We start from the raw sequence: 22,836 nt of genomic DNA on the forward strand, positions 1-22,836 counted from the left end.
TTGTTGGGATAGTTTAGATAGGTAGAAAAAGGAACTCGATAGTGGATAAGCATAAAGCGTGCCAAAGTTTGATACTGGATTAGATTTGGCGTGATGAATTGCTATTTTTGATTGTTATTTGTTGTTATATATGTGAATTTTTATGGTTGAGATGTGAGTGGTGACGGAAAGGGGCTACCTGAAAACGCTGTAAAGTTTCTACAAAACTAAAATTTCAGGTAGCCTTTAAACGGTAAACGGCAGGCAAGAAAAAGCACCCTCTAGTGAGGGTGCTTTTGCATGGTGTTGGGATGATTACATCATGCCCATTCCGCCCATGCCTCCCATTCCGCCCATGTCGGGAACGGCGGGTTTGTCTTCCGGAATGTCGGCTACCATGCATTCGGTAGTCAGCATCAGGCCGGCGATGGAAGCGGCGTTTTGCAGCGCGAAGCGGGTAACTTTGGCCGGATCGATTACGCCCATTTCCAGCATGTCGCCGTAGCTGTCGTTGCCGGCGTTGTAGCCGAAGTTGCCGTTGCCTTCCAGCACTTTGTTCACCACCACGCTTGGCTCGCCGCCGGCGTTGGCCACGATTTGGCGCAGCGGAGACTCCACCGCACGCAATACGATTTGCACGCCGGCTTCTTGGTCGGCATTGGCAGTTTCTACTTTGCTCAGGGCAGAGCGGGCACGCAGTAGGGCTACGCCGCCGCCGGCTACCACGCCTTCTTCTACAGCGGCACGGGTGGCGTGCAGCGCGTCATCCACACGGTCTTTCTTCTCTTTCATTTCCACTTCGGTGGCTGCGCCCACTTTGATTACAGCCACACCGCCGGCCAGTTTGGCCACGCGCTCTTGCAGTTTTTCCTTATCGTACTCGCTGGTGGCAGTTTCAATCTGGGTGCGGATTTCGGCCACGCGGGCTTCTACGGCGGATTTGTCGCCCAAACCATCGATGATGGTGGTGTTTTCTTTGCCCACTTCGATGCGTTTGGCCTGGCCCAAATCTTCCAGTGTGGCTTTTTCCAAAGACAAGCCCACTTCTTCGGCGATTACAGTGCCGCCGGTGAGGATGGCGATGTCTTGCAACATGGCTTTGCGGCGGTCGCCGAAGCCAGGAGCTTTCACGGCCACAGTTTTCAGGATGCCGCGAATATTGTTCACTACCAGCGTGGCCAAGGCTTCGCCTTCCACGTCTTCAGCAATAATCAACAGCGGGCGGCTGGTTTTGGCTACTTGCTCCAACACGGGCAGCAGATCGCGGATATTGCTGATTTTTTTGTCAAACAGCAGAACAAACGGGCTGTCTAGTTCGGCCAGTTGTTTTTCTGGGTTGTTGACGAAATAGGGGGAGAGGTAGCCGCGGTCGAACTGCATACCTTTCACGACTTCCACTTCGTTTTCCAGCGATTTGCCGTCTTCTACGGTGATCACGCCTTCTTTGCCCACTTCGTTCATAGCTTGAGCGATGATGTTGCCGATGGATTCGTCGGAGTTAGCAGAAATAGAGGCCACTTGGGCGATTTCCTTAGATTTCTCCGGCACGGGCTTGGCAATATTCTGCAACTCTTTTACCAGAGCGGAAACGGCTTTGTCGATACCGCGTTTCAGGTCGGTCGGGTTCATGCCTGCGGTAACGTATTTCATGCCTTCGGCCACGATGGCTTGTGCCAACACAGTAGCGGTGGTGGTACCGTCGCCGGCTACGTCGTTGGTTTTGGAGGCAACTTCTTTCACCATCTGCGCGCCCATGTTTTCAAACTTGTCTTTCAGTTCGATTTCTTTGGCCACGGTCACGCCGTCTTTGGTGATGTGCGGGCCGCCGAAAGAACGGTCGAGCACCACATTGCGGCCTTTCGGGCCGAGGGTTACTTTCACGGCGTTGGACAAAACGTTTACGCCGTTTACCATCTTCTGGCGGACTTCATTGCCAAACTGTACATCTTTTGCTGCCATGTGTATGACTCCTAAAATAAAAAATCAGTAATTAAAAAATCAGTAATTTCTGTTCTTGAATCAGCGCGGTTTATTCCACGATGCCGAAGATGTCTTCTTCGCGCATCACCAGCAGTTCTTCGCCGTCGGCTTTTACGGTTTGACCGCTGTATTTGCCGAAAATCACGCGGTCGCCCACCTTCACATCCAGCTTACGGCGCTCGCCACCTTTGGTGAGCTTGCCAGCGCCCACGGCTACCACTTCGCCCATATCGGGCTTTTCAGCAGCAGAGCCGGGCAAAACAATACCGGAAGCGGTTTTTTCTTCGGCTTCCAGGCGTTTGATAACTACACGGTCGTGCAACGGACGAATTTTCATAAATCTTCTCTCCAAAATTGAACTTGATGATTTGTTGCTACCCAATTGAGGGTAAACAGAAATGTGCCGGGCAGGGCGCGGCACGCTGCTTATGCGGCGAAAGAAATGGAGTTGGAGGCGTCGAATTCAAGGGCAGACCGGAAAAAATATCCGGTTGGAGGGAGAGGGTGATGGGCTAGATTGAGGAAGATGACTTTCAGGTAGCCTTTTGCCGGAGTAGGGCAGGGTCAGGCTACCTGAAAATTGGGGGAAGAGATTTGGATCACGGGGATGATGTTTTCAGGTAGCCTCAATCAGCGGGTTCCTCTTCTTCGGGCAAGGGCAGATTGTGCTGCACGGCATACACCGCGGCTTGCACGCGGCTGCCGAGTTCGAGCTTGCGCAGGATGTTTTGCACGTGCACTTTCACGGTGGACTCGGCCAAATCCATGCGCTTGGCGATGATTTTGTTGCTGTATCCCACGGCGAGGTAGCGCAGCACTTCGAGTTCGCGCGAAGTGAGGGTGTCGAGGGCGCTTTCGGTGGCAGGTTGGGCAGGGCGGATGAGGGATTGCACCATGCAGGCCATCATTTCGGGGGAGAAGACGTTGTCGCCGTTGGCGGCTTTGCCGATGGCATCGATAAGGAAGTTGGCATTGATGTTTTTCAAGAGGAAGCCGCACGCGCCCAGACGCATACATTCCACTAAGTTTTCGCCATCTTCCGATACGGTGAGCATCACCACTTTCTGCTCGGGGCGGCTGCTGAGGATTTGGGCCAGCGCTTCGCGCCCGTTCATCACGGGCATGTCAAGGTCGAGCAGCACTACGTCGGGCGCAAGCTGGCTCACCAGCTTCACGCCGCTGAGGCCGTCGGCGGCTTCACCTACTACTTCGTAGTTTTCCTGTCGGGCAAGCAGGGCTTTGATGCCGCTGCGGAATAATGTGTGGTCGTCGATGAGTACGATGCGGATTTTTTCAGTCATACCTGTCTTCTTTCTTCGTAAGGCAGATTCAGGGTTACCCGGGTGCTGCCAGGTTTTGAGTGTAGGGAAAGCTGGGCGCGGATGCGTTGGGCGCGTTCGTGCATGATGTTCAGCCCAACATGGTTGCCGGAATGCTGTTCTTTGAGCCGTTCGATATTGAAGCCGCGCCCGTTATCTTCAATTTCCATCACAAAATCCTGCCGGTTGTTGAAGCGGATATCCACTTGGGTGGCTTGGGAGTGTTTGCGGATATTGGAGAGGCTTTCCTGCAATATAAACACGACTTGCAGCTGCTGCTCGCTGTTGAGTTGGGGGCCGTTGCCGTGCCAATGCAGGTGTACGCCGATTTGGGTTTGGCGCTGGAAGCGGTCGGTTAGGGTCTGCACCACTTCGGTGAAGTCTTTGTTGTTGATTTTGGTGCGGAAGTTGATGAGCAGTTCGCGCACGTCGTCATAACACTCTTGGATGCCGTCTTTAATATAGTGCAGGTTTTCGTTGATTTGCTCTTGTTCATGGTTTTGCAGGGCACTTTCCAACATCTGCACTTGCAGGTTGAGGAAGGTGAGGGCTTGGGCGATGCTGTCGTGCAGGCCTTGGGCGATGAGGTTGCGCTCCTGCAATACAGCCAGCTGGCGGCTCTCATCAATCAGGCGCAGGTTGCTCACCACCACGCCGAACTGGCTGCACAGGGCTTCCCACAGTTCGGTATCGGCCATGGCCACGGGCTCTTTCTGTTTGAAATAGAGCGTAACCATGCCGAAATCTTGCGCTTTATATTGGATTTTGAAAATGCGCAGCTGCTGGAAGCCCATGCGGCTGCATTCGCTGTTGTCGGTGTCGAAGGCGTGGCTGTCGGGTTCACGCACGAATTGGATGGGTTGCCAGTCGTCGTGTACCACGGCGTGGCCGCACAAGCAGTCGTCGAAGCGCTGGCAGGCTTCGGCAGTTTGCAGGCTGTCTGGCAGGTTGATTTGGCTCACCAAATCCATGCGCTGCCGTTTGAAATCGATTAAGCGGATGCTGCCGGCATCAGCGGCCACCATTTCCAGCATTTTCTGCAGGAATACTTCGGCAGCCTCAGTGGTGGTTTGGGTTTGACTGAGAAAGCGCGAAAAGAAATACAGGGTTTCTAGGGTGTGGTGTTTGCTGGCCAGGTCGCGTGTTTTTTCCAGTACTTCTTCTTCTAGGTGGGAATAGAGTTGGTGCAGGCTGCTGCTCATCTGGTTGAAACCGTTGTCTACACGGGCGAACTCGGCGGAGTGATCAATGGGGATTTGAATGCCGAACTGCCCATCGTGAATAGCAGCCACGCCTTGTTGCAGATGCTGTAAAGGTTTAATAATCCACCAATACAGCAAAAACACCATAAAGGCAGAACTCATCACCACCAACACCAAAAGGCAGCTTTGAAACAAGCGCAGCCAAGAAATATAGCGCGTGTTGGTTTGCTCAACGGCAGAAACCAAATTATCCAAACGGCTGAGGAAGGGTTGCAGTTGTTTATCGGTAACCGGACGATTTTGTTGGTAGGCTACCTGAAAAGCCGGGCGGATATTTTGCCGCCATTGTTGGTCTAATTCGTTGAAACGCTGCCACACCACTTTATCGGGCGGCAAAAAAAGCGGGCGGGAGCGGTCGCCGTGGCGCACGTTGTCGAGGATGCTGTCGTATTGCTGCAGCCGCTGTTCGATTTCTTCCGCTCCGGCATTTTCGCGAATCAAAAGGGCGATGCGGAAACTCCTCAAGCGCAAGCTGCCGATGTCGTTGATGGCGGCGGCGCTGCCCTCCAGCCGCCAGGAAAGCAGCAGGGTATAGCTGATGGAGGCCACGGCAATCACCAGCCACAGCAGGGTCAGCAGCTTGAGCCGAACAGACAGGCTTTTGAAGAAATTCATGGAGATGGGCGGGGAAATCAAAAAGTGTAATCGTTCATTATACGCGTTTAATCCATGAAGCTTAACTATCGGCTTAGTGAAAATGGTTACTGCTCTAATACTTTCGGATTAGAAGACCTAGATACAACAGGGCTTATTTAATCCAAACCGTTGTTTTACAATTCGCAACAGCTGAAACCCTTATTTTCCCAACGTGATTTTTTATTTTGAAAAATAAATGGTTTGGCTTCGCATGCTTCAACCGGCGGTTTTCAGGTAGCCTCTTCCTTATCAGGGCGTGCAAACCGCGAAATTTCCCCTTAGTATAGAGAAAACAAAAAATGAAATCAGAAAATTACAAACGCTACTCCGTGCTTATTTTCAGCACGTTTGCCTTCACAGTCTGCTTCATGATTTGGATGATGCTGGCGATTGTTGGCGTGAAAGTGCAGGAGCAGCTCGGCCTGAACGAAACACAAACCGGCATCCTGATGGCCGTGCCGGTACTCTCCGGCTCGCTCATCCGCGTACCGCTGGGCATCTGGACCGACAAATTCGGCGGCCGTATTGTAATGTTTGTATTGATGCTGCTTTCCGTGCCCGCCATCTTTCTGATGAGCTACGCCACCCACTACTGGCACTTCATCGCCATCGGCCTGATGATGGGCTTGGCCGGCGGCTCCTTCTCCGTGGGTACCCCCTATGTGGCACGCTGGTTTCCGAAACACCAGCAGGGCTTGGCCATGGGCATTTTCGGCGCGGGCAATGCCGGTAGCGCCATCAACAAATTCGTTGCCCCTGCGCTGATTAAATATTCGGCTGCGGCCGGTGCCGGTGCGGCTGCCTGGGTCATCGTGCCAAAAGTGTACGCCGTCATCATGGCCGCTACCGCCGTATTGTTCTGGTTCACCACCTACCCCACCCCGCATAACCCCAACACCGCGCCCAAAGCCTCGCTTGCCGACCAGCTGGCCATGCTGAAAGACCCCGGCGTGCTGCGTTACAGCCAGTATTATTCCGTGGTGTTCGGCGGCTATGTGGCATTGGCTCTGTGGATGACTAAATACTACATTAATGAATATGGCCTGAGTATCGCTACCGCCGGTATGTTGGCTGCCTGCTTCTCTCTGCCTGGCGGCGTGTTGCGCGCAGTAGGTGGCTGGTTATCAGATAAATACGGTGCCTATAAGGTTACCTGGGGTGTGATGTGGGTATTGTGGGTATGCTTCTTTATCTTGTCCTACCCGCAAACCGACCTCGTGATTGCCACCACGCACGGTCCGCAAAGCCTGCACATCGGCCTGAATGTGGTGTTGTTTACTGTTTTGATGTTTGCCGCCGGTATCGCCATGGCGGTGGGTAAAGCCTCTGTGTTCAAATTTGTGGCCGACGACTACCCGAACGACATCGGTACGGTATCCGGCATCGTTGGCCTGGCTGGTGGTTTGGGCGGCTTCCTCCTGCCGATTATGTTCGGTATGTTGCTCGACCTCACCGGTATTCGATCCACCACCTTCATGCTGCTCTACGGCACAGTGTGTGTATCGTTGATTTGGATGCACTTCTCTTTCAAAGCCAAACGCGAACAGTAATCCGCTTCAAGGCTACCTGAAAACTGCGCAGCGGTTTTTCAGGTAGCCTCCACGTTAAAAACGTGCTCGCAAAAGCTGAACACTTACCACATTTAGGAAAATGATATGTCTCACTTAATTCAAGACTGGCGGCCGGAAGATCCCGAATTCTGGCAAAGCACCGGCCGTAAAATCGCGCGGCGCAATTTGTGGATTTCCATCCCTGCGCTGTTTTTGGCGTTTGTTATGTGGCAGGTATGGAGCGTAACCATCCTTAATCTGCCCAATGTCGGCTTCAATTTCAGTAAAGACCAACTGTTCTGGCTGGCTGCATTGCCCGCCTTATCTGGCTCTACCTTGCGCGTGTTCTATTCCTTTATGGTGCCGATTTTCGGCGGCCGTAAATGGACTGCGATTACCACCGCCAGCCTGCTGTTGCCCGCTATCGGCATCGGCTTTGCCGTGCAAGACCCGACTACCAGCTACAGCACCATGGTGATTCTTGCCCTGTTGTGCGGTTTCGGCGGCGGCAACTTCTCTTCCAGTATGGCCAACATCAGCTTCTTTTTCCCCAAAGCGGAAAAAGGTAGTGCGCTCGGCCTGAATGCCGGTTTGGGTAATCTCGGCGTATCTGCCGTGCAGTTCATCGTGCCGTTGGCCATTACCGCCGGCCTGTTCGGCGCGTTGGGCGGCGAACCGCAAACCATGATGAAAAACAACGAAACTGTGCAAATTTGGCTGCAAAACGCCGGTTTTGTGTGGGTGCCGTTCATTATCTTGGCCACTTTGGCGGCTTGGTTTGGCATGAACGATTTGGCCAGCGCCAAATCCAGCTTCAAAGAGCAGTCTGTGATTTTCTCACGCAAGCACAACTGGATTATGTGTATCCTTTATTTGGGTACGTTCGGCTCCTTCCTCGGATTCTCTGCCGGTTTCCCATTCTTGATCAAGCTGCTGTTCCCGGAGATTAATCCCGCCAAATTCGCCTTCCTCGGCCCCTTGGTAGGTGCGCTCACCCGTTCTGCTGGCGGATGGGTGTGTAAAAAACTCGGTGGCGGCGCGCGCACCACGCAGGTGGTGTTCGTGGGCATGATTATCGGCGTGCTCGGCGTATTGATGTTCTTGCCGACGAACGGCCAGGGCAACTTCCCTGCCTTCTTTGCCTGCTTTATGGTGCTGTTTGCACTCAGCGGCATCGGCAATGCTTCCACTTTCGTACAAGTGCCGCTGATTTTCTTGGGTTTCCATCAGAAATTTGCCGATGCCGGCCAAATCACCCAAGAACAATGCGTACAAAATGCTAACCGCGAAGCCGCCGCTGTTATCGGGTTCACCGCCGCATTTGCCGGCTATGGTGGTTTCCTGATTCCGAAAAGCTTCGGTACTGCGCTCTCTCTTTGGGGCAGTGTGAACGGAGCCTTGATCGGCTTTATCCTGTTCTACATTATCTGTGCCGGGTTGAACTGGTGGTACTACGCCCGTAAGAATGCCGAAGCCAAGTGCTAAAACGGCAGGCTACCTGAAAATGCAAAACAGGCTTTCAGGTAGCCTTTTAACCACTTAATAGCTAAAGCATCAGTTTCTGCCTGCCTGCGTTGGTTTGTTTTGCTGTAACCCATAATTGGTTGCAGTTCGCCAACTGGCAGGAGGAGCAGCACACACTCATCTCTTTATATTTTTGATAATAAGGAATCTATCCATGGCCCTTACCCCTGTTCACGAACTGCAAGCGCTGATTCACGCCAAAATCGCCGCCGTGCAAAAGCCGTTGGAAACCGAAACCGTACCGCTGGTGTCGGCAGTGGGGCGTGTGCTGGCGCAGGATGTGGCGGCGGCGGTGAATATTCCGCCCGCAGATATTTCTGCCATGGATGGCTACGCCCTGCCCGTGGCCGCGGCGGCAGGTAGTGAATGGAAAGTAGTGGGCGAATCGGTGGCCGGGCAGCCGTTTTCAGGTAGCCTGCCTGCCGATGGTTGCGTGCGCATCATGACCGGTGCAGTGGTGCCGGCAGCTTGCTCCAGCGTGGTGATTCAAGAAAACGTGCAGTTGCAAGACGGTGTGATCCGTTTGGAAAAAGACGCGGCTGAGGGCGGCAATATCCGCCGCCGTGGCGAAGAAATTGCGGCAGGCGATACTGTGTTGCAGGTAGGGCGGATTCTGCGCCAGGCCGATATCATGCTGCTGGCCGCCTTGGGCTATGCCCAAATCGAAGTGCGCCGCAAATTGCGTGTGGCCGTACTTTCTAGCGGCGACGAACTGCTCGAACCGGGCACGGCCGACAACCGTACCGACCGCATTTATGACAGTAACCGTTATATGTTGATGGCGCGACTCGCACCCCTGCCGGTGGAAGTGATCGACTTTGGCCAAGTGGCCGACCGGTTGGAAGACGTGTTGAAAATGCTGAATAAAGTTATCCACCAAGCCGATGTGCTGATTACCACTGGCGGCGTATCCGTGGGCGATTATGACTTCATGCGCGAAGCCGTGGAGCGCGTGGGCAGCATTCATCACTACAAGGTTGCCCTCAAGCCGGGCAAACCCTTCGTGTTCGGCCAAATCATGACTACTTGGTGTTTCGGCCTGCCGGGCAACCCGGTGTCTGGTTTTGTAGGCTTTGATATTTTCCTCAAATCCGCCCTGTGGCAGCTGTGCGGCGCGGCCGAAATCCCTCAGCCCGTGCGCTTTACGGCCAAACTGGCCGAGCCGGTGAAGAAAAACCACAGCCGCACCGATATTCAGCGTGGTATCATAAGCCGTCAGGAAGACGGCACTTGGCTGGCCGCACCCTGCGGCAGCCAGGATTCGCACCGTATTTATCAGGTGAGCCGCGCCAATGCCTACCTGATTCTCCCTGCCGAAAGCGGCTCGCTGCCCGCTGGTGCGGAAGTGACGGTGCAACCTTTTACCGAAGCATTTTTGTAAAGCTGGAAAGGCTACCTGAAAAGCCACGCCAGCTAAGTTTCAGGTAGCCTGTGTCCCATAAGTAAATAGAATATAGAGCAACCGGCACACACCAGACGGAAACCCATTATGACCCCGCCCCACACACTCACCGACCCCTACAACCGCCGCCTGAGCTACCTGCGGCTGTCGGTTACCGACCTGTGCAACTACCGCTGCACCTACTGCCTGCCCGACGGCTACCAAGGCAAAGGCAAGCCCGACGAACTTACCCTGCCAGAAATCGAAACTCTGGTAAACGTGTTCGCTGCCGCTGGTACGCGCAAAATCCGCCTCACCGGCGGCGAGCCCACCCTGCGCCGCGATTTGGCCGACATCATCGCCATGTGCAAAGCCAACCCGCTGATTGAAAACGTGGCACTTACCACCAACGCTTTCCGACTGGCGCAGCTCTTCCCAGCCTACCGCGCTGCCGGACTGGACAAAATTAACATCAGTATCGACAGCTTCGACCCGGACGTATTCTTCGAAATCACCGGCAAGCGCGAATGCACCAACATCCTGCGCGCGCTCGACAACATCCTGGCCGAAGGCTTCTGCAACGTCAAAGTCAACACCCTGCTGCTGCGCCGCTACGCCGAGCGCACGCTGGCCGACGCGCTCGATTTCGTGCGCGAGCGCCCCGTAACCTTGCGCTTCATCGAATTGATGCAAACCGGCGACAACGGCAGCTTCTTCAACAGCCAGCACCTCTCCGCCGCCGAAATCGAACGCGGCCTGCAGGCGCAAGGCTGGCAGCTGTTGCCGCGCCAGCCGCACGCCGGCCCCGCACGGGAATATTTCCACCGCGATTTCTCCGGCAGCATCGGCTTCATCGCCCCCTACAGCGAAGATTTCTGCAAAAGCTGCAACCGCCTGCGCGTTACCGCCCAAGGCAAAATGCACCTGTGCCTGTTCGGCGGTATTGCCTACGACCTACGCCCCCATCTGCGCGAAGGCGATGCCGAAGGCTTGCGCCGTTATCTGCATCAAACCATTGCCGAAAAACCCGAACACCACTATCTGCACGATAAAAAAGTCGGCCTCATCACCAACCTTTCCATGACCGGAGGCTAAATGCACCGCTCCGCACCCGAATTCCGCCCCTTCCGCATCCACCTGCTCACCGTAACCGACACCCGCAGCCCCGCCGAAGACGGCAGCGGCAACTATCTGGCCGAAGCCCTGCAGGCCGCAGGCCACGTGTTGTACGCGCGTGATTGGTGCCGCGACGAGCGCTACGATATCCGCGCCATCGTTTCCGCCGCCATTGCCGAGCCGCAAACCGACATTGTGTTGATTACCGGCGGCACCGGCATGTTCGAGCGCGACATTACCCCCGATGCGGTGGAAATCCTGTTCGACAAAACCATCCCCGGCTTCGGCGAAGTGTTCCGCGCCGTGTCTCTGCAGGAAATCGGCATGTCCACCATCCAATCGCGTGCCGTGGCCGGCATTGCCAACCGCACGCTCATTTTCTGCCTGCCCGGCTCTACCGGCGCCTGCCGTACCGCTTGGGAAAAAGTCATCGCCCCGCAGCTCGATCCGCGCATCAACAGCTGTGGCTTCACCCGCGTGTTCAACGCTTGGGGCAAGTGAGTAAATCCGGCCTCATGGAGATTGCTACCGAGCCGCTGCTGATTTTATGCGGCGGATTCAGCCGGCGGATGGGCAGTCCCAAGCCGCTGTTGCCGTTTCGTGGCGTGCCGTTGATTGAGCGCCTGGCCGCGGCGGCAACCCGGCCGCTGTGGATTGCTTCGGCCGGACAGCGTTTCCCCCATCTCCCCCTCGCGCGATACTTGCCCGATGCCCTGCCCGAACGGCAGGGCGCCTTATCCGCCATTCTGCCCGCACTCGAACTGGTGGCCGAACAAGGCCATGCCGGCATTTATGTACTCTCCTGCGATACCCTGCTGCTGCCTGAGCAAGTGGCAGGCTGTTTGCAACAGGCGCGAAACAGCGTGGCTTGGCAGCAGGGTGTGGCTGCGCTGAGCGGCGGCGGGCAGGATTATCCGCTATTGGCGCATTGGTCTGCCGCCCTGGCCGCCCCGCTGCGTCAATACGTGGAAAGCGGGCAGCGCCGCGTAACCGCCTGGCTGCAAACCGTGCCGTTTGCGGTTGCGCCGCTGCCCGATGCATGGCTGCCGTTGTGCAATTTCAACACGCCGCCGGAGTTTGAGCGGGCGGTAGAGCAGGCGGAGCGGCTGTTTGGTCATGGAAAGCAGGTTATATTAGAATAATGGATATAAACCAAAATATTCTTGCCAGAAATGAAGCCCTGCTGCATAAATATGAGTGATTAATATTATGAAAGTTAATCAATTTATTGCACTACTGTCTGAAAAAGCGCCTCAGGATCTAATCAGTACTTTAATCGAATATCACATAATTTTCTCTTCTATAGGAGGAATGACAAATCAAAACTATTTGGTGACGGTTGATAATTCCCAATATGTTCTAAGAATTCCGAATAAAATCAATTCATTGCTGATAAATAGGAGTTATGAGGAATATAACTCCAAGTTAGCATCTGATATTGGAGTTAATGTAGATACTTTATATTTTAATTCCAAAACAGGTGTTAAATTAACAGAATATCTGCATGGAAGTAGGGTGTTGAGAAAAGCAGATATTTTAAATGATTTGGTAGTTAGAGAGATATCAAAAACTTTTTTGAATTTGCACAATAAAGATGTTAAGTTTGTTAATCGGTTCAGTGTGCTGTCAGAGTTTAACTATTACGTCTCCCTACTAAAAGATAAGAGTAGATTTTTAAATTATCATTCACTAATTGCTGAGTTGATAAATTTTTTCTATAAATTAAATGATAAATATTTTTCCCATGAAAATAAGGTATCTCCATGTCATAACGACTTGGTTCTTGAGAATATATTATTAAAAGAGAATAAAATATTTTTAATTGACTGGGAATATTCCGGTATGAATAGTCCGGTATTTGATATTGCGGCTTTTTTGCTTGAAGCTGAGCTAGATGCCGAAGAAAGCTGCTACTTTTTAGAACATTACTATGGGGATGTTTTTCCTACTTATAGGGAAGATATTTTAAATAAAATAAGAAGTTATCAGTTTTCTCAGGATCTGCTTTGGTTTGTGTGGACGCTAATCAAGGAAGAGCATAATGAATATTTTGGAGATTATGCCAAATATCGACTAGAACGTTCCATAAGAATTATGGAGGAAATAAAGTTATAAAATGGGATATTTTTTTGGAGGAATATCAGGGTTTTTTTGGGCACTTTCTGGGGTTTTATACAGTTATTTATATATAAATTACCCAAATTTTAATGCAATAGGAGTAGTGCTATATATTTTGCTGTTATCTGAAGTTTTCTCTTTCTTAAATTTATCAGTTATATTTTTTTTTAAATCTAGAAAACTACCTAAGTTAAAAATTAAGTATACTATTTTCCCCTTCGTTTCTGGGGTGCTGGGCGGTGCGCTCGGTATGTATACTTATTTAATGAGCATTCAATATATTGGTATTGAATATACAGCATTATTATCTAGTAGCTATCCAGCAATTGCGTCTGTATTGGCATGTATTTTTCTAAAAGATAAATTAAATTCTTTTGGGGTAATTGGTTTTTTTATCTTAATTATCTCATCTATAATGCTTATTCTCCCATCTTATCAGCATAAAGATTTAGATTATTTCTATTTTATATTCGTATGTATTTGTTCTATTGGTTGGAGTCTTGAAGTGGTTTTATCGTCATATGCTATGAAGTTTATTTCATCAGAATTTGTATATGCGATAAGAGTCTTGGGAGCTATAAGTGGGTATTTTGTTATTATTTTATTTAATAAAGTAGAAATTTATTCATTGCTACATCTGTTAACGGCTAGAAATTCTTCTATAATATTATTTATACTTGCCTCTGGATTTTTGTCTTATTTTTATTATTATAAGTCAATTGGTTCGATTGGGCCGATTCGAGCTATAACTATGAATATTACATATACAATATGGACAGTTATTATGAGTTGTTTATTTTTGGATATAAATATTAATTTAATAACTGCTTTATGTTGTTTAGGTATATTTATTGGCACATATATTACTCTGTCATCTAGAAAGGTGTCCTTGTGAATGCAATTATTCTAGCAGCTGGGCTCGGGAGTAGGCTTAGAGAGATTACAAAGAGTAAACATAAAGCTCTTATTGAGGTTAAAGATATTCCTAATATTGAAAGAACTATTTTATACCTCAAAGAGTCGGGTATTGATGAAATTTATATTGTAACAGGCTACCTTTCTAGTCAGTTTGAATATCTAACTTATAAGTATGGGTGTAAGCTGATAAAGAATAATAAATATAGAGAATATAATAATATATACTCTTTTTACTTGGCCTCTAAGTATCTTAGTGATTCATACGTAATTGATTCTGATGTGGTCCTATTTAAAAATATATTTTTGGATAAACCCGTATTTAGTACTTATTATACTATCATAAGGCCAGAGTCTAATGAGCTTGAGTGGAATCCTGTTATAAATGAAAATGGTATAGTAACTGATATTATTATTTCTTCAAGACATCTACCTAGCTTGCTTGGTGTTTCATTTTGGAATCAGGATGATTCCAAGAAAATATTAGCTGAGCTGGAAAAATATAACAATTTGGATATTTTAAAAAATAGTAGGCTGTATTGGGATAATATTCCAATGTCATTACTTGATTCAATGGAAATAAGAGTTAGAGAATTAAGTATCTCTGAAGCATATGAAATGGACAATATCATGCATTATGAATTTATTTCTAATATGTGAGATAGTAAATGAAAAAATTCTTTGAAAGTACGTTTTTTATATCTTTATGCCACCCATTTAGCTCTAAAAATAGGAAAGAAAAGCGTAAGGAAATAGGTAAGAGAAGAGAAGCAATTAAACAAAAAATATTTTTAGAAAATTCGCAACTTATTTTCCAGAAATTATCTAGTGCGATTCAATCATTTAATGGGCCTATAAAAGTTTGGTTGGAGTTTGGTACGTTATTAGGTTGCTATAGGGATGGAGATGTTATTGCTCACGATAATGACATTGATTTTGGAATAGAAGATTCTATATATGTTAATAAATTTATCAATCACCTTGCAAATAATGGGTTTAATTTAGTAAAGTATTTTATAATTAGATCAAGGTCAGATAAAGATTTAGATAATTTTATATCTGAATATACTATTTCTTATAAAGATCTAGTAAATATCGATTTTTTTGTATTTAGAAAAGTAGGTAATAAGAAATATAGTTACCATTTTGATACTGGTAATGAAGGCTGGGGAGGGAGGTTAATTGTAAATTGTATTGAGATGGCTAATTTTAACTTGAAAGAATGCTGTTTTAAAGGGGAAAAATTTTATATCCCTGATAATACGGAAGAGCATCTTGCTTCAATTTATGGCAATGATTTTATGACTCCCAAAATATATTCTTATTGTGACAGGGACAAAGATCTTGAATATGTAATAAATGATGCGTATGCATTAGTATGCGTAAATAAGATATAGCGCAAGGATAAAATTTTGCTGACACATTTAGATCAACACAGCCGCAGCAGCATGGTGGACGTGGGCGACAAAGCCGTCACCCGCCGTGTGGCCGTGGCTGCCGGGCGGGTGGTGTTCCCGCCGGAAGTGTATGCCCAAATCCAGGCGGCCAACGGGCAAACTGCTAAGGGCGCGATTACCGAAGTGGCGCGCTTGGCCGGCATCATGGCGGCGAAAAATACCGCCAGCCTGATTCCGCTGTGCCATCCGATGATGCTGGAGCGCTGCAAGCTGGAGCTGGAATATGACGATGCCGCACACGGTCTGAATATTCGCGCCGAAGTGGCCGTGAGCCATAAAACCGGCGTGGAAATGGAAGCGCTCACCGCCGTATCCGTGGCTGCGCTCACGGTGTACGACATGACCAAAGCCCTGAGCCACGACATCCAAATCCAAGACATCCGCCTAATACACAAATCCGGAGGCAAACATGAGTTCAACCGTTGAAATCACCGTGCTGTATTTCGCCGCCCTGCGCGAACAGGCGGGTAAAGAGCAGGAAAAAATCCACGTCGCCGAGGACTGCACCGCAGCAGCCTTATACGAGCAACTCTCGCAACAATACCGCTTCACCCTGCCGCAGGAACGCGTGCGGGCGGCGGTAAACCATGCGTTTGCCGACTGGCTGCAGCCGCTTGCCGCCAACGACATCGTGGCCTTTATCCCGCCGGTAGCAGGAGGTTGAAATGTTTGATTTAACCGAACAAGCGATAGACAGCCAGGCCTTGCGCCAACAGCTTTTAAACAACGAGCAATGCGGCGCCTTCCTCAGCTTTGAAGGCTGGGTGCGCCGCCAAAACGACGGGCAACGCGTGGATTATTTGGTGTACAGCGTGTATGAAGAGCTGGCGCGCCGGCAGGGGCAGGCCGTGATTGAGGAGGCCAAACGCCGCTTCGGCCTGGAAGCCGCTGTGTGCGTGCACCGCTACGGCCGGTTGGAAGTGGGCGATATGGCGGTGTGGGTGGGCGTAACCGCCGGCCACCGCGACATGGCCTTCGCCGGCTGCCGCTATATTATCGATACGGTGAAAGCCGAAGTGCCGATTTGGAAACAGGAATTCTATAGCGGCCAAGTCGTTGCCGCGTGGCTGGACAATCAAACGGCCGACGCCAAGCGCCGACTGCTCAAATAACGCTTGGCAAGTATTGAAAAGGCTACCTGAAAATTTCAGGTAGCCTTTTTGCGTGAGTTTAAAAAGAGACATGTTAGTGTGTGGAGCTAATTTTACATGCTGAAGTTTATAGGCTACCTGAAAACAAAATAGCCTGATTTTTAGGTAGCCTTTTATTTTGTGTGGTTTTTTTAATCAAATGCAGCCAGCTATGCTAATTTGAGGTCAACTAAAAATTGAGAAAGATCAGTAAAATCTGTAAAATAGCGGTCAATAGCAGAATAGAGCAGCAGCTTGGGAATACTGTTTGCATCATTAATTTTCCCTGAGCCGCTTCAGCTTGGCTGCTGATGCATTTTCTGCTGAGATTGATTTAAAACTGAACGGTTGCCGTATTCCAACGGTCTGTTGAAGCTTCATCCTAGCGTTGGCAGCATCCGAATTTTTAGGAGAAATACCATGCGAGGCTATCAACTAGACCCACACCAACCCGTAGGCGGCGTGATTGCAGAGGATGCCGATCAGCAAATCGTGCAGCTCAATCTGCAAAAAGGCAACGAAGTTCCACCTTATTCAGCCGAGGCCATCATTACCATTACCGTGCTCTCCGGCTCGGTGTGCCTGAAAACCGAGCAAGGGCAGATTGATTTGCAGCCGATGACCCTGGCGCGGCTTGAACCGCAGGAAACCCATGCCCTGGTGGCCTTGGAAGACAACACCTCCGTGCTGGTGGTGAAACAGCTGTGCTACCACGCCCTGCTCAACCAAAAACTGCGCTTCGGCCGCTGCTGCGTTTAACCGTTTTCGCGCCGTATTGCCCGGCAATGCGGAATTATTTTAAAACCATAGCCTTACAACACAACTCTTGGAGATGAATCATTATGATTAAAGGTATTCAAATTACCCAATCGGCCCAACACCCCGCCTTGGTGCACTCTTTCTGGCTGTTGGACGACGAAACCCAGCAGGCACGTTGCCTGTGCAGCAAGGACGAGCATTTCGCTGCCGACCAAATCGTTGCCCTGAGCGATTTGGGCGATGTGAGCTACCAAGAAGTGGCTGTAGACAGCTACGTGCGTCCGAAAGTGGAAGGTGGTCAGCACCTGAACGTGAATGTGATGAGCCGCGAAATGCTGGAAGACGCAGCTGCTAATCCCGATAAATATCCGCAGCTCACCATCCGCGTATCCGGCTATGCCGTGCGCTTCAACTCCCTCACGCCCGAGCAGCAGCGCGATGTGATTACCCGTACCTTCACGCAGCATATGTAAACCGGAATCACAGCACAGCCCCGCCGTTTCGGATGGCGGGGCTGGTTTTTTGCGGGGTATGAAATAGCTAATAGCAGGACAGCAAGATAAGTGAAAGCAGTCCCAGTTTTTGTTTAACCATTACCAAACAGATTTCAGGTAGCCTGATTGATAAACGGAAAGGCTACCTGAAAACTCAAAATGGTTTAGTTATATTGACCATATTTTTCAGGTAGCCTCATGCCGCAGAAATTTTAAGCTCCGGCTTATTTTTTCTCCTTCTCAGGCCGTATCCAGCCCGGGATAGTGGTTTGGCGGGCGCGGGTGAGGGTGAGTTCGCCTTCGGGGCAGTTGCGGGTGAGCGTGCTGCCGGCGCCGGTGGTGGCGCGGTGGCCGATAGTGAGCGGGGCAACCAGCATATTGCCGGAGCCAATGCGCACTTCGTCGCCGATAACGGTTTGGTGTTTGTGCACGCCGTCGTAGTTGCAAGTGATGGTGCCGGCGCCGATGTTGCTGCGGCTGCCGATTTGCGCGTCGCCGAGGTAGGTGAGGTGGTTGGCTTTGCTGCCGCGGCCGATGGTGCTGTTTTTCACTTCCACGAAGTTGCCGATGTGCACTTCGTCGGCCAAGTCGGCATTGGGGCGCAGGCGGGCGAAGGGGCCGATGCGGGCGCTGTTGCCGATGCGGCAGTTTTCGAGGTGCGAGAAGGGCTCGATAACCGTGTTGTCGCCGATTGCCGCGTTTTTAATCACGCAGTTGGCGCCGATGGATACGTTGTTGCCGAATTGGTTGTCGCCTTCTAGCACCACGTTCACATCAATCACCACATCTTGGCCGTGCTGAAGGCTGCCGCGCAGGTCGAAGCGGGCTGGATCGCGCAGGGTGAGGCCGGCTTGGAGCAGGCTTTGCGCCTGTTCGCGTTGGAAGATGCGCTCGAGTTCGGCGAGTTGGATTTTATTGTTTACGCCGGCAGCAAGGAAGGAGGAGGCTACCTGAACGGGATGCACGGCTACGCCGTCGGCGCGGGCAAGGGCGATGACGTCGGTGAGGTAGTATTCGCCTTGGGCATTGTTGCTGGAGAGGCTGCCTAGCCAGCTGGCAAGGTGTGCGTTGGGCAGAACGAAAATGCCGGTGTTGGTTTCGCGGATGGCTTTTTGCTCGGGCGTAGCGTCTTTTTCTTCCACAATGGCGGCCACTTGGCCGTTGGCCTCGCGGATGATGCGACCCAACCCGAAGGGGTTGGGCGGGATGTCGGTGAGTAGGCCGATTTCGTTGCCGGCGGCTTGCAGCAGCTCTTCTAGCGTGGCGCGGTTAATCAGCGGCACGTCGCCGTAGAGCACGAGGGTGCGGCCGGTGTTGCCAAGGTGCGGCAGGGCGGTTTGTACGGCGTGGCCGGTGCCGAGCTGTTCGGTTTGCTCCACCCAGCGGATGCCTTCGCGCTGCACTTGTTCGCGCACCTGCTCTTTGCCGTGGCCGATCACCACGTTGATGCTTTGCGGGCTGAGGCTTTGTGCGGTATCGATAACGCGCTCGAGCATGGTTTGGCCGCCGATGCGGTGCAGCACTTTGGGAAGGGCGGAATACATGCGCGTGCCTTTGCCGGCGGCGAGGATAACGATATGGAGGGGCTGGTGCATGAGGGAGCTTTCTGGAAACGATTTCGTTGAAATGATGGTTTTCAGGTAGCCTGCTTGGGGCTACCTGAAAAAAGAGGATTCAAACTGCCGATATTAATGGCTGCTTGGCGCTTCGGGCACGCTGTCGCCGCTCCAGGTGGTGCGCGGCACGCTGTGTTGGTGTTGTTCGCGGGTAACAGGCACGGGCACGGGGCGGTATTCGTTGTAGCGTTGGTCGCGGGCGAAAGTGCCGTCTTGGTATACCACGGGCGTGCCCGGGGCGTAACGCTGGCGCAGGCCGGTTTTGCCTTGTTGGTCTTGGTAGGTTTCCCAAGTGCAGGCGGAAAGGGCGATGAGGGCGAGCAGTAGAACGACGGGGCGCATGGCTTTATCCTTTTTCTGTTGTGAGACAGGTGTTGCTTTGGGTGCCAATTATAACGCGAACAGCCGGGGCTGGCTGTAGGGCTACCTGAAAAAGGAAAGATGGATTTTCATTAGGTTGAATCTTACGTTGTTAGGTGGCTTTCTATACTACAATTCGTGCGATTTTAAATTTGTATCAAGACAAAGGGAAAAGAATATGCATGAACGGCAAGACAACCGCTATGCGCCGCCGTTGAGTATGGCGGAAGAAGCTGCACACCCGGTGGGCGGACAATATTTGGCTGTGGCCAACTCGTTACCGTCGAGGCGGGCATTTGCTTGGTTTGGGGCGGCTTGGGCTTTGTTTCGGCAGCGGGCTGGTTGGTGGTTTGGGCTGGTGTTGGTTTGGACGATACTGTCGTATATTTTGGCGGCAGCGATGCAGGCATTTATGCCTTCAGTTATTCCTTTTTTCCCTGCCGTGCGAGATTTTGCCGCCGTGTTTGCCACGGCGGGGGTGGTTTATGCGGCAGAACGGGTGGAGCAGCAAGCTCGTATTGATTGGCGTGCCAGTTTGGTGGTGTTGGTGCGGTGTGCAGGAGCATTGGTGCTGCTGGGTTTGTTGAATGTGGTGTTTGAACAACTGCTGCTTCGGGTGGGGGCAAGACTGGAGGACTATGCTATGCAGATGGCGTTTCAGTCGCCATCATCGATGCTGTTGGGGCTTGTGTCTTTGATAAATTCTTGGAAATGGCTATTTTTTATGTTGGCCTATCTGCTGCCGAACGGCGTAGCGCCGATGTTGGTCGTGTGCCGCAGGATGGGCGCGGTGCGGGCTTGGGCAGCAGGTTGGCGCGGGATGGGGCGCAATGTGGGCGGTGTGGTGCTGGCTGTGGCGTTGGCAACATTATTGGGCTTGGCTGTGCGGCTGGTAGTGGGTGTGGCTGTGGTGTTAGCTCAGCCCAAATTGACAATGCTAGGGACGATTGATGCGGTACCGCCCGTGTGGATGATTCGGGTGGCGTCGCTGGTGAACAATATGGTTGGCTTAATGCTGATGCTGGTGTTGTATGCGGCGTGTCGGGATGTGTTCTTTAAAAGAGAAACAAGTGTGAAACAGGCTACCTGAAAAATTATTTAGTTTGCTGGATACGTAGGTGGTGGAATGGTATACAGTATCAGGGTGGCAGTTTGCCGGTTAATTAATTGGAAAAAAAGAGAAAATCATGAAATGTTTGGGTTTGGTGTTGGCCGCTTGTGCGGCGATGAGCGGGGCATATGCTGCTCCGGCATGGGACACGGGCTATGCCTATGGGGCAAACCATTGTTATGGTTTCCACGTGCCAGCAGGCTGGACGCAGGATAACCGGCTGCTGGCCGATAAGGGCGTGCCGATGGTATTTCTGCCGCAAGACGGCAGGCTGCGTGCGGCGCGAGTGATGATTTACGCGGGCAGCATCGGCCGCAAGCCGAGCGAGAGTTTTACTGCGGCCGTGCGCGGGCAGGTGAATGATGTGGTGGCACAATATGCCCAATCGAATGAGCGCATACAGCCGGCCATGCTGCGCCGTATCCGTGCCCGCGACGGGGTGAGCGGCGAGTTGTGGCGGTTTACCGTTTACAGCAACGGCGGGCAGGAGCTGGTGGCTTATCTGCCGGGCAGCCGTTCGGTGAATTATTTTGTGGCGCAAATCCCCGCGCAGGCAGATGCGGCGGCTGTGGAAACCGCTCTCCTGGCTTTGGCTGCCAGCTACCACGAGCGGCCGTCGTGCCCGCCGTGCCGTGGCGAAGGATGTGCATCGGAGTGATGATGTAATAAGCAAGAGGCTACCTGAAACGAGTTTTGTGAGTTTTCAGGTAGCCTTTTGCTTGGTTGGGCATAAATTCTAATCGCTGCTTTTGCTGTGCGGCTTGATCACACGCCAGTGGGTGTGGTTGATGATGATGCCGGAGAGAGTGGGGCCGAGCGCGGGGGCGGCGGTGAACATCATGGTGATTACGCCCATGGCCGTGCCGTGCCGGTTGGGCGGGAAGATGTTGAGGATGCCGTTAAACAGCAGTGGCACGAAGAAGGCGGCGGAGATGGCCTGCACCATGCGCCCGGCCAGCAGCACGCCGAAATTGGGCGCGAGGGCGCAAATCAGCGAGCCGGCGAGGAAGGTGGCTTGGGTGATGAGTACCATTCTGCGGGTTTCAAACCATTGGATGACGCCGGCGGTAATCGGCGTGAATACGCCCATCACCAGGAGAAAACCGGTGGTGAGCCATTGGGCGGTGGTTTTATCGATGTGGAAATCGCGCATGATGGGCGTGAGCGCCACGTTGAGCAGGGTGTCGTTCAGGTAGCCGAAGAAGGCGCCGATAAAGAGCGTGGCCACGATGGTTTTGGCGGGGAAGCCGGGGCGGTTGGCGAAATATTCGTGTTGGGTGTTGGCGGAATCGGTGTGTTGCATGGGGTGTTCTTTCTTGTTATTCGATTATGGCCAAGAGGCTACCTGAAATCCAGTATTGGAATGCAAGATACAGATTTTACATGATTTTTCCAGTCATAGCCTGCAGCTCGAACATATCGCGGGCGATATGGTCGGCACAGGGCTGTGGCTGGGCACGGCTGCCGAACCACACCGTGCGCATGCCCAAAGCTTTGGCCGCTTGCAGATTGGCGGGGCTGTCGTCCACCAGCACGCATTGCTGCGGCGGCACGGCCAGCGCGGCGCACACCAGATGGAAGGCTTGCGGCTGCGGCTTGTAGTGCAGGGCAAGGTCGTCCACGCCGAACAGGGCTTCAAAATGGCTGCCCAGCCGCATGGCTTCGATCAGGGCGCGCACATAAAACGCAGGGCCGTTGGAAAACACGGCTTTGCGACCGGGTAGGGCGGCGAGCGCGGTATCGGTGTGCGGCATCGGCTGCAAGGCGGTGATGAGTTCGGGCAGATGATGACTTTGGCGCAGGAATTCGGCGGGGCAAACCTGCGGATGGTGCTGCTGCAAACCACCGAGTGTGGCGCCGTAGAGTTGCCAATAGTGCTCGCGCAAATCGGAAGCTTCGGGCAGGCTCAGGCTCAGTTCGCGTGCCATGAATTCGGTCATGCGGCGGTTGATGAGGCGGAAAATGCCCGCATCGGCGCAGTGCAGGGTGTCGTCTAGGTCGAACAGCCAAACGGGCTGGGAGGGCGGCATGAGGCTACCTGAAAAATAAAAAACCGAATTATATAGCTGCTGCAAATGAGTATTCTACTGCTTTGCCGCCGTGCCATACTTGCCGCTGCGACCTGCTGC

At 51.9% G+C, this 22,836-nt stretch carries 24 protein-coding genes and 1 pseudogene; 17 read left to right on the forward strand and 8 right to left on the reverse strand.

From position 1 onward, the window contains the following. Positions 1–294: 294 nt before the first annotated feature. The 4 genes from groL to CKV94_RS07485 all read right to left on the reverse strand — a co-directional run bounded on the left by groL (position 295) and on the right by CKV94_RS07485 (position 5,155). Entirely contained in the window at positions 295–1,938 is a 1,644-nt protein-coding gene (groL, locus tag CKV94_RS07470) for a chaperonin GroEL (RefSeq protein WP_003824209.1), read from the reverse strand. A gap of 70 nt (positions 1,939–2,008) precedes the next feature. Next, on the reverse strand, positions 2,009–2,296 hold the full coding sequence (gene groES, locus CKV94_RS07475) for a co-chaperone GroES (protein WP_003824210.1): 288 nt from the start codon (positions 2,294–2,296) through the stop codon (positions 2,009–2,011). A gap of 289 nt (positions 2,297–2,585) precedes the next feature. Further along, on the reverse strand, positions 2,586–3,260 hold the full coding sequence (locus tag CKV94_RS07480; RefSeq protein WP_003824211.1) for a response regulator: 675 nt from the start codon (positions 3,258–3,260) through the stop codon (positions 2,586–2,588). Then, positions 3,257–5,155 (reverse strand): type IV pili methyl-accepting chemotaxis transducer N-terminal domain-containing protein, encoded by a 1,899-nt coding sequence (locus CKV94_RS07485; RefSeq protein ID WP_003824212.1) that lies wholly within the window; start codon positions 5,153–5,155, stop codon positions 3,257–3,259. The genes CKV94_RS07480 and CKV94_RS07485 overlap by 4 nt, the downstream gene beginning before the upstream one ends. 320 nt (positions 5,156–5,475) lie before the next feature. Here CKV94_RS07485 and CKV94_RS07490 point away from each other — a divergent pair, with 320 nt between their 5' ends. The 15 genes from CKV94_RS07490 (at position 5,476) to grcA (ending at position 17,599) form a co-directional block, all read left to right on the forward strand. Further along, the gene (locus CKV94_RS07490; protein WP_003824214.1) at positions 5,476–6,726 is read left to right on the forward strand and encodes an MFS transporter; all 1,251 of its coding nucleotides are present in this window, start codon (positions 5,476–5,478) and stop codon (positions 6,724–6,726) included. Positions 6,727–6,831: 105 nt separating this feature from the next. Beyond that, positions 6,832–8,211 carry a NarK family nitrate/nitrite MFS transporter gene (locus CKV94_RS07495; protein WP_003824215.1) on the forward strand — a complete coding sequence of 460 codons (1,380 nt, stop codon included), beginning with the start codon at positions 6,832–6,834 and terminating at the stop codon, positions 8,209–8,211. A 193-nt stretch (positions 8,212–8,404) separates the two neighbouring features. Then, positions 8,405–9,631, forward strand: a complete 1,227-nt coding sequence (locus CKV94_RS07500; RefSeq protein ID WP_003824216.1) for a molybdopterin molybdotransferase MoeA — start codon at positions 8,405–8,407, stop codon at positions 9,629–9,631. 108 nt (positions 9,632–9,739) lie between these two features. Beyond that, positions 9,740–10,726: a GTP 3',8-cyclase MoaA gene (moaA, locus tag CKV94_RS07505; RefSeq protein WP_003824217.1), complete on the forward strand. Its 987-nt coding sequence runs from the start codon at positions 9,740–9,742 to the stop codon at positions 10,724–10,726. Continuing rightward, positions 10,727–11,248: a molybdenum cofactor biosynthesis protein B gene (gene moaB / locus CKV94_RS07510; RefSeq protein ID WP_023887191.1), complete on the forward strand. Its 522-nt coding sequence runs from the start codon at positions 10,727–10,729 to the stop codon at positions 11,246–11,248. Further along, a complete protein-coding gene (mobA, locus tag CKV94_RS07515) occupies positions 11,245–11,889 on the forward strand; it encodes a molybdenum cofactor guanylyltransferase (protein WP_231934007.1) in 645 nt (214 codons plus the stop codon). Before moaB ends, mobA begins: the two co-directional genes overlap by 4 nt. 67 nt (positions 11,890–11,956) lie before the next feature. Beyond that, positions 11,957–12,862 (forward strand): choline kinase family protein, encoded by a 906-nt coding sequence (locus CKV94_RS07520; RefSeq protein WP_003824221.1) that lies wholly within the window; start codon positions 11,957–11,959, stop codon positions 12,860–12,862. A gap of 1 nt (position 12,863) precedes the next feature. Next, positions 12,864–13,760, forward strand: coding sequence for a DMT family transporter (locus CKV94_RS07525; protein ID WP_003824222.1), 897 nt, complete (start codon positions 12,864–12,866; stop codon positions 13,758–13,760). Beyond that, positions 13,757–14,440 carry an NTP transferase domain-containing protein gene (locus CKV94_RS07530; RefSeq protein WP_003824223.1) on the forward strand — a complete coding sequence of 228 codons (684 nt, stop codon included), beginning with the start codon at positions 13,757–13,759 and terminating at the stop codon, positions 14,438–14,440. The genes CKV94_RS07525 and CKV94_RS07530 overlap by 4 nt, the downstream gene beginning before the upstream one ends. An 8-nt stretch (positions 14,441–14,448) precedes the next feature. Continuing rightward, complete coding sequence (locus CKV94_RS07535) at positions 14,449–15,177, forward strand: LicD family protein (protein WP_003824224.1); 729 nt, start codon at positions 14,449–14,451, stop codon at positions 15,175–15,177. 12 nt (positions 15,178–15,189) lie between these two features. Then, positions 15,190–15,663, forward strand: coding sequence for a cyclic pyranopterin monophosphate synthase MoaC (gene moaC, locus CKV94_RS07540; protein WP_035573466.1), 474 nt, complete (start codon positions 15,190–15,192; stop codon positions 15,661–15,663). Further along, a complete protein-coding gene (gene moaD / locus CKV94_RS07545; RefSeq protein WP_003824226.1) occupies positions 15,647–15,901 on the forward strand; it encodes a molybdopterin converting factor subunit 1 in 255 nt (84 codons plus the stop codon). The genes moaC and moaD overlap by 17 nt, the downstream gene beginning before the upstream one ends. Before the next feature lies 1 nt (position 15,902). After that, complete coding sequence (locus CKV94_RS07550; RefSeq protein WP_003824227.1) at positions 15,903–16,349, forward strand: molybdenum cofactor biosynthesis protein MoaE; 447 nt, start codon at positions 15,903–15,905, stop codon at positions 16,347–16,349. 438 nt (positions 16,350–16,787) lie between these two features. Then, on the forward strand, positions 16,788–17,126 hold the full coding sequence (locus CKV94_RS07555; RefSeq protein ID WP_003824229.1) for a cupin domain-containing protein: 339 nt from the start codon (positions 16,788–16,790) through the stop codon (positions 17,124–17,126). Positions 17,127–17,209: 83 nt separating this feature from the next. Then, a complete protein-coding gene (grcA, locus tag CKV94_RS07560) occupies positions 17,210–17,599 on the forward strand; it encodes an autonomous glycyl radical cofactor GrcA (RefSeq protein ID WP_003824230.1) in 390 nt (129 codons plus the stop codon). A 245-nt stretch (positions 17,600–17,844) separates the two neighbouring features. On the opposite strand, the gene glmU is transcribed toward grcA, so the two are convergent. Both glmU and CKV94_RS07570 read right to left on the reverse strand, forming a co-directional pair. After that, on the reverse strand, positions 17,845–19,215 hold the full coding sequence (gene glmU, locus CKV94_RS07565; protein WP_003824231.1) for a bifunctional UDP-N-acetylglucosamine diphosphorylase/glucosamine-1-phosphate N-acetyltransferase GlmU: 1,371 nt from the start codon (positions 19,213–19,215) through the stop codon (positions 17,845–17,847). Between the two features lie 93 nt (positions 19,216–19,308). Continuing rightward, a complete protein-coding gene (locus tag CKV94_RS07570) occupies positions 19,309–19,578 on the reverse strand; it encodes a hypothetical protein (RefSeq protein ID WP_003824232.1) in 270 nt (89 codons plus the stop codon). A 196-nt stretch (positions 19,579–19,774) separates the two neighbouring features. Between CKV94_RS07570 and CKV94_RS07575 the strand changes: the two genes are divergently transcribed. Next, the gene (locus tag CKV94_RS07575; protein WP_003824233.1) at positions 19,775–20,686 is read left to right on the forward strand and encodes a hypothetical protein; all 912 of its coding nucleotides are present in this window, start codon (positions 19,775–19,777) and stop codon (positions 20,684–20,686) included. A gap of 97 nt (positions 20,687–20,783) precedes the next feature. Then, positions 20,784–21,365: a hypothetical protein gene (locus CKV94_RS07580; RefSeq protein WP_003824234.1), complete on the forward strand. Its 582-nt coding sequence runs from the start codon at positions 20,784–20,786 to the stop codon at positions 21,363–21,365. A gap of 105 nt (positions 21,366–21,470) precedes the next feature. Here CKV94_RS07580 and CKV94_RS07585 read toward each other — a convergent pair. Continuing rightward, positions 21,471–22,010 (reverse strand): annotated as a pseudogene (locus CKV94_RS07585) (MFS transporter); the annotation flags it as partial. Positions 22,011–22,086: 76 nt separating this feature from the next. Next, on the reverse strand, positions 22,087–22,737 hold the full coding sequence (locus CKV94_RS07590) for a pyrimidine 5'-nucleotidase (protein WP_003824236.1): 651 nt from the start codon (positions 22,735–22,737) through the stop codon (positions 22,087–22,089). Positions 22,738–22,836: the final 99 nt, after the last annotated feature.

It is taken from the genome of Eikenella corrodens, from assembly GCF_900187105.1.
GTDB lineage: Bacteria > Pseudomonadota > Gammaproteobacteria > Burkholderiales > Neisseriaceae > Eikenella > Eikenella corrodens.